This is a genomic window from Actinomadura chokoriensis, assembly GCF_039529475.1.
Lineage (GTDB): Bacteria > Actinomycetota > Actinomycetes > Streptosporangiales > Streptosporangiaceae > Spirillospora > Spirillospora bangladeshensis.
The window spans coordinates 1-16335 of record NZ_BAAAMW010000026.1 but is presented as its reverse complement, the minus strand read 5'-3'; the positions used below and the strand labels follow the sequence as shown (position 1 = coordinate 16335).

Genomic DNA, 16335 nt, shown 5'->3' with positions numbered 1-16335 from the left:
TGCCCCCCGGGGCGGATCACGACCGCCGGGGGAGCCGGACGTCGGGGAGCAGGGGGGCGGCGGAGCGGGCGCGCGCCGCCGACGCCGTGACACCGGACCCGTAGGCGACGTCCTCGGCCAGGCGCAGGGCGGCGTAGCGGACCGGGCCGATGGCGGGACGCCGCGTCACCCACTCCAGCGCGATGGGAGCGGCCATGAGGACCGTCGCCGCGCGGGCGGCGCGGCTGCGCGGGGAGGCGGCCAGGGCGAGCAGGCCGACGGGCCACCACTCGCGGCGCAGCATCTGCCCGACCGTGGCGGCGTCGGCGGCGGCCCCCTTGGCGACGATGGTCGCGGCGAGGTCCCAGCCCGTCGGCAGCCCGGAGAGGCGCTTGGCCAGCAGCGCGGTGGCGAGGCCCGCGCACGCGGCCGCCGGGACCGGGTGCCCGCGGGCGAGCAGGCCGAAGGCGGCGAGGTTCCACACCGAGGGACGGGCGGGCGCGAGCCTGCCGGGATGGCGGCGGGCCAGCTCGGCGGCGGACGTGCCGTACTCGTGTCGCCGCCTCGCCCACGCCACCGGGTGCAGCCGCGGCGTGTGCGCGGCGTGAGTCGAGGGCTCGTAGCGGACGTTCCACCCGCGATCGCTCAGTCGCCAGACGAAGTCGACGTCCTCGCCGAGCCGCAGGTCCTCGTCGAAGACGCATCCGTCGAGCGCCGCCACCCGCACGAGCAGCGTCGCGGTGGGCACGAAGCCGAGCTTCCCGCCCGGACGCACCAGGGCCGGCCGGAGGCCGAGGTCGAGCGACGACCGGGCGGCCTCGTAGCGGGCCAGCAGCCGGGCGTCGCTGGCGCGCGGCACGATCCGGGGCGCGACGGCCGCGACGCGCGGGTCGTCGAAGTGCGGCATGAGGACGTCCAGCCAGCCGGGCGCGGGCCGGCAGTCGGAGTCGACGAACGCCACGAACGGGGTCTCCGCGAGCCGCAGCCCGGTGTTGCGCGCGGCGGCGGGCCCGCGGTTGCGGTCGTGCCGGACCAGGCGGGCACCGTGCGCGGCGGCGGCGCGGCGCAGCGGTCCGGGGTCGGGCGTGCCGTCGTCCACGACGATCACCGGGACGCCCGCCACGGAGGCCAGGCACCGCTCCAGCTCGCCGGCGCGTCCGTAGGCCGGGATCACGACCGTCACGTCGTGCGGGCCGGTGCGCGGGGCCGGGACCGGCCGGGCCAGCCCGTAGTCGAGGAGCCGGCGGGCCAGCGCGCGCCCGGTGGGCGAGGGGTCGGCCAGACCCCCGCCGCCCGCGCGGCGCAGCGCCGCGAGATGCGGCCGGGCGGCCTCGTGGAGCCGCACCAGCCTCCAGGGCGAGCCGCCGGTCGCCACGAGGCCGTCCGCCCAGAGGGACGTGCCCGCGTCCAGCGCCACGGGGAAGTCCGCGGGAAGCGGCCAGGAACGCCGGCGGCCGCTCATGCCCGGCGCCCCGGGGACGTGACGCCCGGCTCCAGCAGGCGCCCGCGGGCGTCCACGCGCCCGCCCTCGACGCGTCCCGCGACGGACGCCACCATGGCCGCCACGATCTCCCGCCCCCGGTCGGCGGACGCTCCCGCCGGATCGCCGAGCACCCCGGACGGCGAGGCGGCGCGGACGCCGCTTGCGATCAGGTCGGGCATCAGCTCGCCCAGCGGGCGCGTGTTGCCGGTGACGGCGCCGAACGGCCGGACCAGGTGCGGTGCCAGGTGCAGCATGACCGAGGTCTCGGTGAATCCGGCGTGGGCGTCGCCGCCGGGGGTTTCGCACCCGGTCCAGGCGGTGTCGTGGCCTTCGGCGCGCATCCGGCCCACAGCGGCGTCCAGGGTGGGGACGTTGCCGCCGTGGCCGTTGACGAAGACGACCCTCCCGGCCCACAGCGCCAGCGAGCGCACCGTCTCCACGAGCAGCGCGTCCAGCGCCGCGTGGCCGATCGAGACCGTGCCGGGGAAGCCGGCGTGCTCGCCGCTGGCGCCGTAGGGGATCGCGGGCGCGACCAGCACCCGCGCTCCGGGCAGCGCGCCGGCCGCGCCCTCGGCGACGGCCTGGGCGATCACGGTGTCGGTGGAGAGGGGAAGGTGCGGTCCGTGCTGCTCGGTCGAGCCGACCGGGACCAGGACCGGCGGAGCGTCTCCGACGTCCGGCCAGGCCGCTGCCGCCAGCGCACGGTCGCGGGCCACGTCAGCTCGCGGGACGGCCGGAGCCGGTTTCGCCGCCCAGTGTCAGCGCGAAACCGGGCGGGATGTACAGGTCGTCGCGGCAGAGCTCGTGGACGGAGGAGTGGCCGAGGCCGAGCACGGCGGAGTCGAGGCCGCCGCGCATGATGTCCAGGACGTTCTCCACCCCGGCCTGCCCGTTGGCGGCCAGGCCCCACAGGTAGGCGCGGCCGATCAGCACGGCGCGGGCGCCGAGCGCGAGGGCCTTGGCGACGTCGCCGCCGCGCCGGACGCCGCCGTCCAGCAGGACCTCGATCTGGTCGCCGACCGCTTCGGCGATGGACGGCAGCACGCGGATGGTGGCGGGTGTCGTGTCGAGGTTGTTGCCGCCGTGGTTGGACACCGACAGGGCGGTGACACCGGCGTCCACGGCCTTCTTGGCGTCGTCGACCCGGGTGACGCCCTTGAGGAGGAACGGCCCGCCCCACTCCTTGCGGAGCCAGGCCACGTCCTCCCAGGTGGGAGGCGGGGTCTGCATCCATTCGCCGTAGGCGCCGAAGAAGGTCGGCGCGGGGCCGTCCGGCGGCTTGAGGTTGGGGGTGGTGAGGTCGGGGATGCGTCCGGTCCTGGCGAACCGCCACAGCCACCCCGGGTGGGGCAGGACGCCGGGCGCCATCTTCACCGCGGTCTTCAGATCGATCTTCTCGGGGATGGTGGGGCTGCCCCAGTCGCGGCCGTTGGAGAACGACCAGTCGAGCGTGGCGATGAGCGCCTTGGCCCCGGCCCGCCGGGCGCGGTCCATGCGCTGGACCATGGTGTCGCGGTCCCCGCTCCAGTACATCTGGAAGAACACGTTCGGGTTGGCTTCGGCGACCTCTTCGACGGGCCTGCTCGCGAACGAGCTGAGCCCCATGATCACGCCCCGGTTCGCGGCGGCGCGGGCCACCGCGACCTCGCCGTCCGGATGCACGGCCTGGACGCCGGTGGGGGAGATCAGCACCGGCATCGAGGTCTCCACGCCCATCACCGTGGTGGCCAGGTCCCGGTCGGCGTGGTGGCCGGCGACGTGCGGCGCGAACCCCAGCTCGGCGAACGCGGCGGTGTTGCCGTCGACCGTCCGTCCGCGCTCCGACCCGGCGACCAGCGCGCCGTACACCATGTAGGGCAGCCGCTTCTTGGCCCGGCGTTGAGCCTCGGCGACGGTCTCGAACCAAGGGTTCTTCAACGGCATGGTGTCGTCTCCTAGCCAGAGATGGCGGCGGGTGGAACGCCCGGTCAGCCGAGCCGCAGGCCCGCGAGGGGGTCTTCGGCGCAGTCGCTCACCGGAGGACGGTCCAGGCCGGGGCGGCGGGTGAGCGTCACCGGCACCGGTCCCGTCCGGCGGGGGGCGGTGCGGTGGGAGTGGTCGGCGGACGGCCTGGGGATGCCGGACCGGTCGCCGGGCCGTCCGGCGAGCAGCTTCTCGCCGTGGCCCTGGACGCACTCGGGGTCGGGTCCGTCCAAGGGCAGGCCGGTGAAGAACTTGGCCGCCATGCAGCCGCCCTTGCACGTGTCGTAGAACGCGCACGAGGTGCACGCGCCGCCGTTCTGGGGCTCCCGCAGGTCCTGGAACAGCTGCGACTCGCGCCAGACCCCGGTGAACCCGCCGGCGTCGCGGACGTTCCCCGCCAGGAACTCCTCGTGGATGGCGAACGGGCAGGCGTACACGTCCCCGACCGGGTCGATCAGGCACACCACCCGTCCGGCGCCGCACAGGTTCAGCCCCGGCAGCGCCTGCCCGTAGGCCGACAGGTGGAAGAAGGAGTCGCCGGTCAGCACGTCCTCGCCGTGCGCGACGAGCCAGTCGTACAGCTCCCGCTGCTGCGCCTGCGTGGGGTGCAGCTCGTCCCACACGTCGGCGCCCCGGCCGGACGGACGCAGCCGCGTCAGCCGCAGCTGCGCGCCGTAGGCGTCGGCGATGGCCTTGAACTCGTCCATCTGCGGGATGTTGTGCCGGGTGCAGACCACCGACAGCTTGAAGTTCGTCATCCCCGCGTCGGCGAGGTTGCGCATCGCGCGCACGGCGGTGTCGTAGGAGCCGGCGCCGCGGACCGCGTCGTTGACCTCGGCGGTCGCCCCGTCCAGCGAGATCTGCACGTCGACGTAGTCGTTGGCGGCCAGCCGACGCGCCGCCTCCGGGGTGATGCGCACCCCGTTGGTGGAGAACTTCACGCCCACGTGGTGGGCGGTGGCGTAGTCAAGCAGCTCCCAGAAGTCGGGCCGGACGGTCGGCTCACCGCCGCCGATGTTGACGTAGAAGACCTGCATGGCCTCCAGCTCGTCGATGACGGCCTTGGCCTCGGCCGTGGACAGCTCGCGCGGGTCGCGCCGCCCCGAGCTGGACAGGCAGTGCGCGCAGGACAGGTTGCAGGCGTAGGTCAGTTCCCAGGTCAGGCAGATCGGCGAGTCGAGCCCGTACTCGAACAGGTCGACCAGCCGCGCTCCGGGCCGGGCTCCCCTGCTCTCCGCCGTCGGGGCATCCGCGGTCATGGCGTCCTTTCCACGAGCATGGCCGAGCGGGCGAGGGCGCCGAGCGCGGCGCCGTACCGGGGCAGGTCGGACGCGGGGACCTCGGCCCGCGTGCAGGCGTCCCGGGCGGTGGGCGCGTCCTCCAGGTTCCGCACGACGTCCAGCAGCCGGCGGTCCTTCAGGAACGACAGCTTGCGGGTGCCGAAGTGGTAGAGCAGCGCGCCGAACGGTTCGGGCCGCACCGAGACCTGCGGATGCAGGTCCCAGGCGCGGTCGAGGTCGATCCCGGGCATGGCGGCGGTCTAGTAGACGCCGCACATGCCGTCGATCGAGACCTCCTCGATCAGCGATTCGGCGAGTTCGGCTTCCGCGGACTCGTCCCGCGTGCCGTCCTCGATCTGGTCGGTGGTTGCGGTGGTGTCCAAGACGTCCTCCTCAGAGCGGGCCGGCGGCCTTGGCACGGATACTAAGTGCATCGAGTGCCAAAAGGAAGGGCGGCTAGGACGCGGTGGCGGCGGCGCCGTCGACGACCGGCGCCAGCCCGGCCGCCACGTGCCGGATCGCCTCGTCCAGGAGGTCGGACAGCGCCGTCTCGTCGCCGCCCGCCAGCCACTGCTCGTAGGCCGAGACGGCGGCGGCCAGCGTGACGTGCCCGGCGAGCCGGGGGACCATCGCCGACGCGGGCAGGCCGGTGCGCGCGGCCACGAACTCCGTGACGACCGCCCGCCAGGACGCGTAGCGCAGCGTCGCGTCGGCCTGCAGCGTCGGCACCCCGAGGATGAGCTGCATGCGCTGCCGGTGCCAGGGCACCTCCCGCGGATCGAACCGGTTGAACTCCACGACCGCCCGGCGCACCGCGTCCATCGCCGGGACGTCCGGACCGGCCTCCGCGAACAGGTCGCGCAGCCACCGGAGCCGGCCGTCGAAGTCGCCCCAGACGATGCCGCTCTTGGACGCGAAGTACCGGAAGAACGTCCGCCGCCCGATCCCCGCCGCCGCCGCGATGTCGTCGACCGTGGTCTCGTCGAACCCCTTGCGCGCGAACAACTCGAAGGCCAGCCGCTCCAGGGCGGCCGGCGAGGTGACCCGCGGCCTGCCCATGGCGCGCCGTGCGGCGGCCTTCCCGCCTCCCGAGCTCACCCGACCAGCTTCCCACGCCCCCGGGCAGCGCGGGGGTCAGCAGCTGCGGATGACCGAGACGACGACCCCGAGGACGGCGGCCTCGTCGCCGTCGATGACGTCGTAGGCGGGGTTGCGCGGTTCGAGCCGGACGTGGCCGTCGCGGCGCCGGTACACCTTCACCGTGGCCTCACCGTCGATCATGGCGGCGACGATCTGGCCGGAGTGCGCCTCCTGCTGCTGGCGGACCACGACGATGTCGCCGTCGCAGATCGCGGCGTCGATCATCGAGTCGCCGCGCACCCGCAGCCCGAAGACGGTGCCGCGCCCGGTGATCTCGCGGGGCAGCGCCAGCGTGTCGTCGACGTGCTCCTCGGCCGTGATCGGGATGCCGGCGGCGATGTGCCCCACCACGGGCACGGCCACCGGGCCGTCGGACGGCTCCCGCGCCGGCGCCTCCCGCAGGAACATGCGCGTGTCGACCGGCCGCGACACCGCGGTGCCGCGCCGCAGGAACCCCTTGTCCTCCAGGCTCGCCAGGTGCCGCGACACCGACGACGGTGACCGCAGCCCGACGGCGTCCCCGATCTGGCGCGTGCTCGGCGCGTACCCGTACCTGACCACCCAGTCCCGGATCATGGCGAGGATCCGCTGCTGGCGCGGGGGCAGGGCGGAGGCGTCCAGGTCCCCGAACGGATCAAGATCACTGTAAGCGGTCACGGACGAGAGTGTAGAGGCGGCGGCGGCGCTCCGCCGTGATCTCGGGGGCGCGGCGGAATCGGCTACGGTCGGGGTCACTCGGGAGAACGACGAGACGGGGAGCGCACATGGCACGGCAGGTTCGCATCATCAAGACGGACGACCTCGACGGCGGCGAGGCCGACGAGACGGTGTCGTTCGCCATCGACGGCAGGACGTACGAGATCGACCTCAGCGAGGACAACGCCCGCAGGCTGCGCGGGATGCTGCACGGCTACATGGAGAGCGGCCGCCGGCTGAAGGCCGTCCGGGGCGGCCGGCCCGCGGCGCGCGGCGCCGGCGCCCGCGAGCGCAGCGCCGAGATCCGCCAGTGGGCGAAGGACAACGGCATCGAGATCAACGACCGCGGCCGCATCCCCGCCACGGTGATCGAGCGGTACGAGGCCGCCCGCTGAGCTGACCCGGGCCCGCTCGTCCGCCGATGGTCAACGGCGATCCCTTCGTTGGGCCGGCGCTGTGCGCCAAGGCGACCGAGCGGATCCGCCTCGGTGTCGGCGTCACCTCGCCGGCCCTGCGGTCGGCGCCGGCGAGCGCCGCCGCGCTCGGCGGCCTCGATGGCGGTGCTGGAGCGCTTCACGCGCCAACTGCAGGACCTCACGGCGGGACGTGCGCTTCCTCCACGTCGGGCCCTACGTCAACACCGAGGACCCGAGGACCCGAGGACCCCTACGGCCCGGCCGCGCGGAACTCCATGGGGCACGTCGCCATGGCCCTGCTCACCTTCGCCGCCGGCAACCCGGCCTTCCGGGACGGGCTGGAGCCCGGCGAGCGCGGCGCCGTCCAGCGGTTGCTGGACCGGCGCGGCACGACCGCCACGGCCGGCGACCGGCATTTCGTCCTCTCCGAGAACTACCTGGTTCGCCGAGCTGTCCTGACCGGCCGGGGCGCGCCGCGAGAGCGGCGCGTGTCGGTCAGGCGAGGCTCATGAAGAGCTTCTCCAGTTGAGCGCGGTCCAGTTGGGCCTGATCGGGGTCGGCGCCCTCCCGGACGCACTGCTCCAGGCCCGTGGCGATGATCTTGAAGCCGGCGCGGTCCAGTGCCCGGGAGACCGCCGCGAGCTGGGCGATCACGTCCTTGCAGTCCCGCTCGTTCTCGATCATCTGGATGACGCCGCCGAGCTGCCCCTGCGCGCGCCGCAGGCGCACGAGGACGTCGGCCAGCGAGTCCGCCTCGAATTTCACGTCGTTCCCCCTTCTATACCCGCCAGGGTATAAGGCGCTCGCCCGTCCATGTCTTCCCCAGTGATACCCCCGGGGGTATTTGCGCATCGCCCTCCTCTTCGCCTAGCCTGCCTCCAAGATACCCCCAGGGGTATGTACGGAGCCGGCGGCCGGCGGCACCGCCGCCGCGGATCCGCCTCGTGCACGGGATGCGCGAGAGCGCCGCCCGACGAGTGGAGAGAGGCATTCCAGTGATCGAGATCGTTCCGATCGACACCCCGACGCTCGGGGATCGCAGCTACTTCGCCACCGACGGCGAGGTCGCGTTCGTGATCGACCCGCAGCGCGACATCGACCGGGTGCTCGCCCTGGCCGAGGAGCGGGACGTGGTGATCCTCGACGTCTTCGAGACCCACATCCACAACGACTATGTGACCGGCGGCCTGGCGCTGGCCCGCGCGACGGGCGCCGCCTACCACGTCAACGCGGCCGATCCGGTGGCCTTCGAGCACGACGCGGTGGCCGACGGCGACGTGGTCGAGGTCGGCGCGCGGATGCGCGTGCGGGTCATGGCGACCCCGGGCCACACGTTCACGCACCTGGCCTACGTCCTCGACGTCCCGGGCCGTGCGCCCGCCGTGTTCACCGGCGGCTCGCTGCTCTACGGGTCGACCGGACGGCCGGACCTGCTCGGGCCGGACCACACCCACGACCTGGTGACCGCCCAGTACGGGTCGGCACGGCGGCTGGCGCGCGAGCTCCCCGACGACGCCGAGATCTTCCCCACCCACGGGTTCGGCAGCTTCTGCTCGGCGACCCAGTCTGAGGCCGCGGCGTCGACGCTCGGGCGGGAGAAGCGCACCAACCCGGCCCTCGTCCTGGACGAGAAGGAGTACGTCGAGACCCTGCTGGACGGGCTGGACGCCTGGCCGGCCTACTACGCCCACATGGAGCCGGCCAACACCGCGGGACCGGAGGCGCCGGACCTGTCGGAACCGCGCCGCGCGGACGCCGCCGAGCTGCGCCGCCGCATCGAGGCGGGGGAGTGGGTCGTCGACCTGCGGACCCGCACGGCGTTCGCGGCCGGGCACATGGCGGGCACGCTCAACTTCGGGCTGGACGGCGGTTTCGCCACCTACCTCGGCTGGCTCGTCCCGTGGGGCACCCCGCTGACGCTGCTGGGGGAGACGCCCGAGGACGTGGCGGCCGCCCAGCGCGAGCTGGTCCGCATCGGCATCGACCGCCCGGCCGCGTCGGCCACCGGCGGCCCGGAGCGCTGGGCCGGCGAGGAGGACCTCGCCTCCTTCCCGCGCGCGTCGTTCGAGGAACTCGCCGCCGTCCGGCACCACCGCCCGGTCGTGGTCCTGGACGTGCGCCGGGCCAAGGAGTGGGACGCCTCGCACATCGACGGCGCCGTGCACGTCCCGCTGCAGGACCTGCCGCGGCGCCTGGACGAGGTGCCGGGCGGCGAGGTGTGGGTGCACTGCGCGGGCGGCTACCGCGCCGCCATCGCCGCCTCGCTGCTGGCCGCCGCCGGGCGCCGCGTGGTCGCCGTCGACGACGAGTACGCCGCCGGCGTCCGCGCCGGCCTGCCGGTCGTCGCCGCCGCCTGACCTCGAGACCATCACCGATCCCTGGTTCCGGACCCGGCCCGCACCGGGCCCGGGACCGGCCCTCCGACGAAGGAAGACCGCCATGCCCCGCCTGTCCCCGAAGATCGACGCCGCGTCCCTGCGCGACCTCCTCGCCGCCCCGGACGCGCCCCGCCTGCTGGACGTGCGCACCCCGGCGGAGTTCGCCGCGGCGCACATCCCCGGCTCCTACAACGTCCCCCTCGACACGCTGCGCGAGCACCGCGCCGAGCTGCGCGGCTCCCTGGACGGCGTCGTGCTCGTCTGCCGGACCGGCGCCCGCGCCGCCCAGGCCGACCGGGCGCTCGGCGAGGCGGGCATGACCAACGTGCACATCCTGGACGGCGGGATCGCCGCCTGGGAGGCGGCGGGCGCGCCGCTCAACCGGAACCGGTCCCGCTGGGACCTGGAACGGCAGGTGCGGCTGGTCGCCGGCGTCCTCGTGCTGACCGGCGTCGTCGGCGGGCTCGCCCTGCCGGGGCTGGAATGGCTGGCCGCCGCGGTCGGCGCCGGCCTGACCATCGCGGCCCTCACCAACACCTGCATGATGGGCATGCTCCTCGCCAAGCTGCCCTTCAACCGCACGACGGCCTGCAACGCCGAGAGCATGGTCGCGCTCCTCCGGGACGGGCGGTCGTGTTGACGCTCGCGCTGACCCTGCTCGCCGCGCTCGCCGTCGGCGTCTCGCTCGGCCTGCTCGGCGGAGGGGGGTCCATCCTCACCGTGCCGGTCCTGGTCTACGTGGCCGGTGTGGAGACCAAGCAGGCGATCGCCATGTCCCTGTTCGTGGTGGGAGCGACCTCGCTGGCCGGCGTCCTGCCGCACGCCCGCGCGGACCGCGTCCGCTGGCGCACCGGGCTCCTGTTCGGCGGCGCAGGCATGGCGGGCGCCTACGCGGGCGGACGGCTCGCCGCCCACATACCGGGCGGTGTGCTGCTGGCCGCCTTCGCGGTGATGATGGCCGTGACCGCGGTCGCGATGCTGCGCGGCCGTCCCGCCACCGCGGGCGGGCACGTCGAACGCCCGATCTTCCGGATCCTGGGCGAAGGGGTGACCGTCGGACTGGTCACCGGGCTGGTCGGTGCGGGCGGCGGCTTCCTCGTCGTCCCCGCGCTCGTCCTGCTCGGCGGTCTGTCCATGCCCGCCGCGGTCGGCACCTCGCTGCTGGTCATCGCGATGAAGTCCTTCGCCGGGCTGGCCGGCTACCTCTCCAGCGTCCACATCGACTGGCCGCTGACGCTCGCGGTGGCCGGCGCGGCGGTGGTCGGCGGCCTCGCCGGTTCGCGCCTGGCCGGACGCGTCGACCCGCAGCGGCTCCGCCGGGCCTTCGGCTGGTTCGTCCTCGTGATGGCCGCGGTCGTGGTGACCCAGCAGGCGCCGGCGGCGGTACGCGACGCCCTCTTCGGCACCCCGGCCGGCTGGGCGGCGCTCGGCGCCGCCGTCGTGGCGGTGAGCGCCGCGCTTCTGAGGCACGGCGCCAAGCGGCACGGGCCGCCCGCCGCCCGCAGCGCGGAACGCGCGGCCCCGCCCGTGCGTCGGTGATCGACCGGGCCCGACTGGAGAGACTGTTCCCGACGCCCATCGACGTGGCCGCTCTCCGGCCCCGAACCAGGAGGAGGAAACCGTGGACAGCTCAGGGTGGGACCGCCGGTACGCCGGCAGCGAACTGGTCTGGTCGGCCGGGCCCAACCGGTGGGTCGAGGAGGTCGCCGCGGACCTTCCGGTGGGCCGCGCCCTCGACCTGGCCGCGGGGGAGGGGCGCAACGCGCTGTGGCTCGCCGAGCGCGGCTGGACGGTCACCGCGGTCGACTTCTCCGCCGTCGGGCTCTCCCGCGCCCGGTCGCTCGCCGCGCGGCGCCTCGGCGACCACACCGACCGCCTCCGGCTGGTGGAGGCCGACCTGCGGGAGTACGCCCCGGCGGGCCACGCCTACGACCTGGTGGTCGTCGCCTATCTGCAGGTCGGCGAGGAGGTCCGGCGCCCCGCCCTGCGTGCCGCCGCCGACGCGGTGGCTCCCGGCGGGCTGCTGCTCGTCGTGGGCCACGACAGCGACAACCTGGCGCACGGTGTCGGCGGACCGCAGGACCCCGCCGTGCTGTACACCGCGCAGGATGCGGCGTCCGACATCGAGGGGAGCGGCCTCGGCATCCTCCGGTCGGAGGCCAGGACGCGGGAGGTCGCCACCGACGAGGGGCCGCGCACTGCCATCGACGCCTTCCTACTGGCGCGCCGGCAGTGACCCGCGTCCTTCACGCGATCGCCCCGGCCTCCGCACGCACGAGTCCAACACCGTGCACGCGGAGGCCGAGGGAGTGATCGTCAGGGCCGTCCCGCTTCCCGGTGCTAGCGGAACAGGAGCCGGTTCATGACGTCCTCGATCGTGCCGCGAGGATCGTCGGCGGGGTCCGCCGTCCGCCAGCCGATGACGCGGTCGGGCCGGACGATCACGGCCCCGCGAGCCCCGATGCCGTAGACCTCCGCGAAACGCTCCTCCTTGTCGACGAGCGGGCCGGTGGCGGCAACGGTGTGGGCCTTCAGCGGGATGCCCAGGGACGCGGCCACCGAGGCGGCGGCATCACACCACGCCCGACCGTCCGGTCCGGCGAGCAGGACGAAGCCCTCACCGAAGAGGTCGAGGGTTGAGATCGGTGCACCGTCCTGTTCGAGCGAGAGGTGCGGCGCCCGGGTGCCGGCCCGTCCGGTGGGGGTGCGCGGGTCCTCCAGAGGCGGCTCCTCCGTCGCCGCGGAAGAGTCGGCGGCCTCGCCGTAGACGAAGCCCAGCTCGATGGACGCGTCATCGAGCGGATCCATCAGATCGTCCTTGGGGAGGGAGGAGTCCACCCGGAGGACGTAGCGCGTGTACGCCTGCTCGACGGTCAGGCGGCTGATCGGCCTGCGTTCCGCGTCGTAGGTGTCCAGGAGCCGCGGTCCCGCCGCGCCGCCGTGCACCATGGCGAGTTTCCAGGCGAGGTTGTGCGCGTCGGCGATCCCGGTGTTGCCGCCGAACCCGCCGGTCGGCGGCATGACGTGCGCGGCGTCACCGGCGAGGAAGACGCGCCCGTCCCGGAAGCGCTCGGCGGCCGCGGCGGCCGCGCTCCACCTCTGCACGTTGTCGACCTCGACGGGGAAGTCGGGCCCGGCGCCGAGCGCCGTGCGCACGAGGTCCGCGCACCGGGCGGTGCTGATGCCCTCCCCGACGTTGCTGTCGCGGGAGCCGTCCGGGCCGATGGTCGCGAAGACGGCGAGGAACCCGGAGTCGGCGGTGATCGAGAACCGGAAGAACCCCAGCAGCTCGGGATGGTTGACGTACACCACGCTGAGGTTGCGGTCGCCGAGCATCTCGCGGACGTCGGCCTTGAAGTAGATGGTGACGCAGTCGGCGAAGCCGCCGCGTCCGGCCATGTCGATGCCCAGCCGCTTGCGGACGGCGCTGTGCGCGCCGTCGGCCGCGACGAGGTACTCCGAGCGCACGGTCTCTTCCGCATCGCGGTCACGTGACCGTATGACGGACGTGACGCCGGTGTCGTCCTGTTCGAAGCCGACGAGCTCGGTCCCGAAGCGGTGCTCGGCGCCGAGGTCCCGCGCGCGGTCGCGCAGCAGGGGCTCCAGGCCGATCTGGGTGATGAACAGCCGCGAGGTCGGGCTGAGCCCCTCGACCCCGTCGTTGTAGGACCGGTAGAAGTACTGCAGTTCCCTGCCGCCCAGGCTCTCGACGGCGATGATCGCTCCGTTCTGGACGAACTCCCGCTCGGCGGCGGCGTCGACGGCCTCCTGCACGCCGACGCTGCGGAAGACCTCCATCGTTCCCTGGTGGAACGAGGCGGCCCTGGGGTGGATCGCGGTACCCCGGTGCTGCTCGACCAGCATGTGCGGGACTCCGCGCGCCGCCAGCTGGAGCGAGGTGGTCAGCCCGACAAGGCTGCCCCCCGCGATGAGCACCGGAACCTCGTGATCGGCCATCGGATTCCATCCCTCCCGTCGCCGCGTGGGCGGGAGCCCGTTCCGAGCCCTGCTCTCACGCTGAGAGCAGACGTCACCACTCGGGCCGGTCGCGCGACCCTCAAATCGTACACCTGTCCGTACAGCGGACAAGAGGCAAAATCCAATCCATCAGAACCGGGAGACGAGCCGAAGGCCGGGCACCGGTCGGAGCCGTCCCAGCGCGGCGGCGCTCGACGACGACCTGCCCGGCATCCGCGAGTTCGTCCCTCGTCCGCCGCATGTCTCTGCGCGGCGACCACTGTTGCGAGCCCGCTCCACGCCACCCACCGCCGCCGGGTGAGCAGCAGGAACGCCGCCGCCGGGAACCGGAGGCCGCCGTCGTCCAGGCGGGCGCGACGTTCACCGCAGCAGCGTGCGCGTCACCGCCGGACACTCGGGTCGGCGAGGGGCAGGCGACCGAGGCCGGGCAGGAACCGGCCGATCCGGGCGGCGTAGGCGGCGTAGGCGTCGCCGTGCACGCGCAGCAGGTAGGGCTCTTCGACGGCGCGGACCTGCATCTCGATCGCCGCCACGGTCAGCACCAGACCGGCCAGGGCGACGGCGTTGGGCACCATCGCGGCCAGTCCGGCGGCGGTGGCGATCATTGCGGTGAAGATGGGATTGCGGGCCAGCGCGAACGCTCCGCCGGTGACCAGTTCGGTGCGTTCGCCGTCCTGGACGCCGATCCGCCAGGAAGCGCCCATCGAGGTCTGCGCAGCCAGCGTCGCCACGACCCCGGCCGCGGCCAGCGCCAGCCCGACCGCCTGGATGGCACCGTGGTCCAGCACGGTGATGGCAGGCAGCCCGGCCAAGGCGGCGATGGGACCGGCGGCGCCGATCAGCAGGGCACCGGTGAACAGCACCCGGGCCCACCACTGCACGGACCCCTTGTCCAGGCCGGCGCCGCGGAAGCCGGTGTCGCCGGTTCGGCGCCACTGCAGGAAGGAGCGCAGCCCGAACGCCAGCACGGCCCAGACCGCATAGACGACCAGCGCGACGATGGCCACGATGTCCTCCGAGTTCATTGTTCGGCGAAGAGTGGGACGACTGCGGGTCAGGAGCAGCAAGCGCAGCCGGGCTCGCAGGCCGGCCCGGTGGTAATTGCGGTGTCGTCGGCGGCTGCGGAGTCAGCGGTGACGTAGGCGGCGAGCGCGAAGAACGGCAGCGCGATGATCCGCCGGAGGCGCTGTTCCCGTCGTTCCGGCCCGTTCGGGGATGCGAGCGGTGAACTGCCAGGCGACCGCGTCCGCCGGCCACCGGATCCGCCGCGCCATGACCGCCCGGGGCCGTGGAGCCGCGTCCAGCGACTGCGCGGTCATGCCCGCGGCGCGGAATCGGGGGCGCAGGCGCCGACCGGTCGGTCGGCGGCGCCGCCGTAGGTGGGGCAGAGCGCGACGGCCCGGTCGGTGGCGGACAGCAGGTGCTCGGCCGAACGCAGCAGGTCCAGCAGTTCGGGCGCGGCGATGGAGTAGAACGACTGGCGGCCCTCGGCGCGGTAGTCGACCAGCTTGCAGCCGCGCAGGCAGGCCAGATGCTTGGACACCGTGGACTGGGCCAGCTCCAGCTCGCGGGTCAGGTCCACCACCCGCGCCTCACCCAGCGCGAGCCGCTGCACGATCGACAGCCGCACCGGATCGGCCAGCGAGTGGAACAGCGCCGCCGCAGGGGCCAGCCCGTCCAACGAAGTCATCCCGCAATCGGAATCAATCGCCATATCGCGATGATAGCGCCGAACCGTGGACGATCGTCAAGGCGCAGCCGGCGGATGCGCTCCAAGCGGTCCGGTCGCGAGGCGCGCAGACCGGTCACGGCTTTCGCAGGACGCCGCCGTACTCGCAGACGTCTCGTCCCATCCTGGAGGCGCCGGCGAACTGGGCCAGTTCGTCGGGGACGGGCGGCAGGGGCGGCTGGTCCGGATCGGGTCGCCAGTGCAGCAGGTTGACCAGCCCCGGCGCGACCGGCTCCAGCCCGTCCAGCAGAAGCGCGCCGACCTCCTCGCGGGTGCGGTTCCGCCAGGGGATGCCGGCGCCGTTCATCCGTGCGTCGAGCTCGGCGGCACGGTCGGGGTCGGAGCAGACGACCTGCGAGAACGCCAGGTGGCTGCCGGACACCGCCCTGTCCATGACGGTGTGCAGGATGCCGCGTGGATCGTCGGCGTCGGTCAGATGGTGCCCGACCGACAGGAACAGCACCGCCAGCGGCTCGTCGAAATCGATGAGCCGCTCGACCTCGGAGTGGTTGAGGACGGCGTCCAGGTCGCGGAAGTCGGCGTTGATGACAACGGTCGAGCCGTCCCCGGCCAAGAGCGCGCGACCGTAGGCGAGCACGATCGGGTCGATGTCGACGTAGACGACACGGGCGTCCGGCGCGAACTGCTGGGCGACCTGGTGGACGTTGTTGTCGGTCGGCAGCCCGCACCCCATGTCGAGGAACTGTCGGATCCCTGCCTCCGTGGCCAGATACCGCACCGCCCGGTACAGGAACAGCCGGTTCTGCCGGCTGATGTCGATCGACTCGGGAAAGGCGGGCGCGGTCTTCAACGCGAAGTCGCGGTCGACCTGGTAGTTGTCCTTACCGCCGAGCGCCCATCCGTACACCCGGGCCGACGCCGGTATGTCATCACGGATCTCGATCGGCGATTCACGCTCTTCGGTGGCCACCATGCGCTCCGATCCCGTAGTCACTTGCCCGACGGGCCAACGGTAACCGCCGCCCCGACCCCGCAACCGATCTTCCTCCGCCCCCGTCCACCCCTGGCCACCACCCCTCGCAGCCGCTCCAGAGGGCTACGATCACTCGGTGCCCGCTGTCCCGCCGTCGTTTCGCTTCTCCTCATCCCCCCGGACCAGCTGGGGATCGTCGAAGGCGCCCCAGGCGTGGACCGGTCGGTCTTCGGCCTCAGTGCGTGTTTGAGAAGGATCTCGTTATTGGTATGTGAGGGGGCGTGGGCCTTGGCGGACGGCGGGCCGGCCGCCGCGGGCCAGGCGGCGGGTCATGAGGCCGATGGCGGCCCAGCGGATCAT

At 73.7% G+C, this 16335-nt stretch carries 19 protein-coding genes; 6 read left to right on the top strand and 13 right to left on the bottom strand.

Annotated features, from left to right (window positions below):
• Positions 1–16: 16 nt before the first annotated feature.
• From mftF to lexA, 8 genes are all read right to left on the bottom strand, one after another.
• Positions 17–1441 (bottom strand): mycofactocin biosynthesis glycosyltransferase MftF, encoded by a 1425-nt coding sequence (mftF, locus tag ABFX46_RS36090; protein ID WP_346048457.1) that lies wholly within the window; start codon positions 1439–1441, stop codon positions 17–19.
• Positions 1438–2178, bottom strand: coding sequence for a mycofactocin biosynthesis peptidyl-dipeptidase MftE (gene mftE / locus ABFX46_RS36085; RefSeq protein WP_346048456.1), 741 nt, complete (start codon positions 2176–2178; stop codon positions 1438–1440). Before mftE ends, mftF begins: the two co-directional genes overlap by 4 nt.
• Before the next feature lies 1 nt (position 2179).
• Positions 2180–3385 (bottom strand): pre-mycofactocin synthase MftD, encoded by a 1206-nt coding sequence (mftD, locus tag ABFX46_RS36080; protein WP_346048455.1) that lies wholly within the window; start codon positions 3383–3385, stop codon positions 2180–2182.
• A 44-nt stretch (positions 3386–3429) separates the two neighbouring features.
• Positions 3430–4683 carry a mycofactocin radical SAM maturase gene (gene mftC / locus ABFX46_RS36075; RefSeq protein WP_346048454.1) on the bottom strand — a complete coding sequence of 418 codons (1254 nt, stop codon included), beginning with the start codon at positions 4681–4683 and terminating at the stop codon, positions 3430–3432.
• Positions 4680–4955, bottom strand: coding sequence for a mycofactocin biosynthesis chaperone MftB (gene mftB / locus ABFX46_RS36070; RefSeq protein WP_163064634.1), 276 nt, complete (start codon positions 4953–4955; stop codon positions 4680–4682). Before mftB ends, mftC begins: the two co-directional genes overlap by 4 nt.
• 9 nt (positions 4956–4964) lie before the next feature.
• A complete protein-coding gene (gene mftA / locus ABFX46_RS36065; RefSeq protein WP_346048453.1) occupies positions 4965–5087 on the bottom strand; it encodes a mycofactocin precursor MftA in 123 nt (40 codons plus the stop codon).
• Between the two features lie 73 nt (positions 5088–5160).
• Complete coding sequence (mftR, locus tag ABFX46_RS36060; protein WP_346048451.1) at positions 5161–5802, bottom strand: mycofactocin system transcriptional regulator; 642 nt, start codon at positions 5800–5802, stop codon at positions 5161–5163.
• A gap of 36 nt (positions 5803–5838) precedes the next feature.
• Positions 5839–6501, bottom strand: a complete 663-nt coding sequence (gene lexA / locus ABFX46_RS36055; protein ID WP_346048450.1) for a transcriptional repressor LexA — start codon at positions 6499–6501, stop codon at positions 5839–5841.
• 107 nt (positions 6502–6608) lie between these two features.
• Between lexA and ABFX46_RS36050 the strand changes: the two genes are divergently transcribed.
• Complete coding sequence (locus ABFX46_RS36050) at positions 6609–6935, top strand: histone-like nucleoid-structuring protein Lsr2 (RefSeq protein WP_346048449.1); 327 nt, start codon at positions 6609–6611, stop codon at positions 6933–6935.
• 296 nt (positions 6936–7231) lie between these two features.
• Positions 7232–7468 carry a hypothetical protein gene (locus ABFX46_RS36045; protein ID WP_346048448.1) on the top strand — a complete coding sequence of 79 codons (237 nt, stop codon included), beginning with the start codon at positions 7232–7234 and terminating at the stop codon, positions 7466–7468.
• On the opposite strand, the gene ABFX46_RS36040 is transcribed toward ABFX46_RS36045, so the two are convergent.
• Entirely contained in the window at positions 7452–7721 is a 270-nt protein-coding gene (locus tag ABFX46_RS36040) for a metal-sensitive transcriptional regulator (protein ID WP_346048447.1), read from the bottom strand. The genes ABFX46_RS36045 and ABFX46_RS36040 overlap by 17 nt on opposite strands.
• A gap of 230 nt (positions 7722–7951) precedes the next feature.
• Between ABFX46_RS36040 and ABFX46_RS36035 the strand changes: the two genes are divergently transcribed.
• From ABFX46_RS36035 to ABFX46_RS36020, 4 genes are all read left to right on the top strand, one after another.
• Complete coding sequence (locus tag ABFX46_RS36035) at positions 7952–9313, top strand: MBL fold metallo-hydrolase (RefSeq protein ID WP_346048446.1); 1362 nt, start codon at positions 7952–7954, stop codon at positions 9311–9313.
• Between the two features lie 82 nt (positions 9314–9395).
• The gene (locus tag ABFX46_RS36030) at positions 9396–9974 is read left to right on the top strand and encodes a rhodanese-like domain-containing protein (RefSeq protein ID WP_346048445.1); all 579 of its coding nucleotides are present in this window, start codon (positions 9396–9398) and stop codon (positions 9972–9974) included.
• Positions 9971–10873 (top strand): sulfite exporter TauE/SafE family protein, encoded by a 903-nt coding sequence (locus ABFX46_RS36025; protein ID WP_346048569.1) that lies wholly within the window; start codon positions 9971–9973, stop codon positions 10871–10873. Before ABFX46_RS36030 ends, ABFX46_RS36025 begins: the two co-directional genes overlap by 4 nt.
• Before the next feature lie 82 nt (positions 10874–10955).
• A complete protein-coding gene (locus ABFX46_RS36020; RefSeq protein WP_346048444.1) occupies positions 10956–11570 on the top strand; it encodes a class I SAM-dependent methyltransferase in 615 nt (204 codons plus the stop codon).
• 104 nt (positions 11571–11674) lie between these two features.
• Here ABFX46_RS36020 and ABFX46_RS36015 read toward each other — a convergent pair whose 3' ends face one another.
• From ABFX46_RS36015 to ABFX46_RS36000, 4 genes are all read right to left on the bottom strand, one after another.
• Entirely contained in the window at positions 11675–13291 is a 1617-nt protein-coding gene (locus tag ABFX46_RS36015) for an FAD-dependent monooxygenase (RefSeq protein WP_346048443.1), read from the bottom strand.
• A gap of 401 nt (positions 13292–13692) precedes the next feature.
• The gene (locus tag ABFX46_RS36010) at positions 13693–14337 is read right to left on the bottom strand and encodes a methyltransferase family protein (protein WP_346048442.1); all 645 of its coding nucleotides are present in this window, start codon (positions 14335–14337) and stop codon (positions 13693–13695) included.
• Positions 14338–14627: 290 nt separating this feature from the next.
• A complete protein-coding gene (locus tag ABFX46_RS36005) occupies positions 14628–15002 on the bottom strand; it encodes an ArsR/SmtB family transcription factor (RefSeq protein ID WP_346048441.1) in 375 nt (124 codons plus the stop codon).
• A gap of 115 nt (positions 15003–15117) precedes the next feature.
• Positions 15118–15975 (bottom strand): SAM-dependent methyltransferase, encoded by an 858-nt coding sequence (locus ABFX46_RS36000; protein ID WP_346048440.1) that lies wholly within the window; start codon positions 15973–15975, stop codon positions 15118–15120.
• Between the last annotated feature and the right edge of the window lie 360 nt (positions 15976–16335).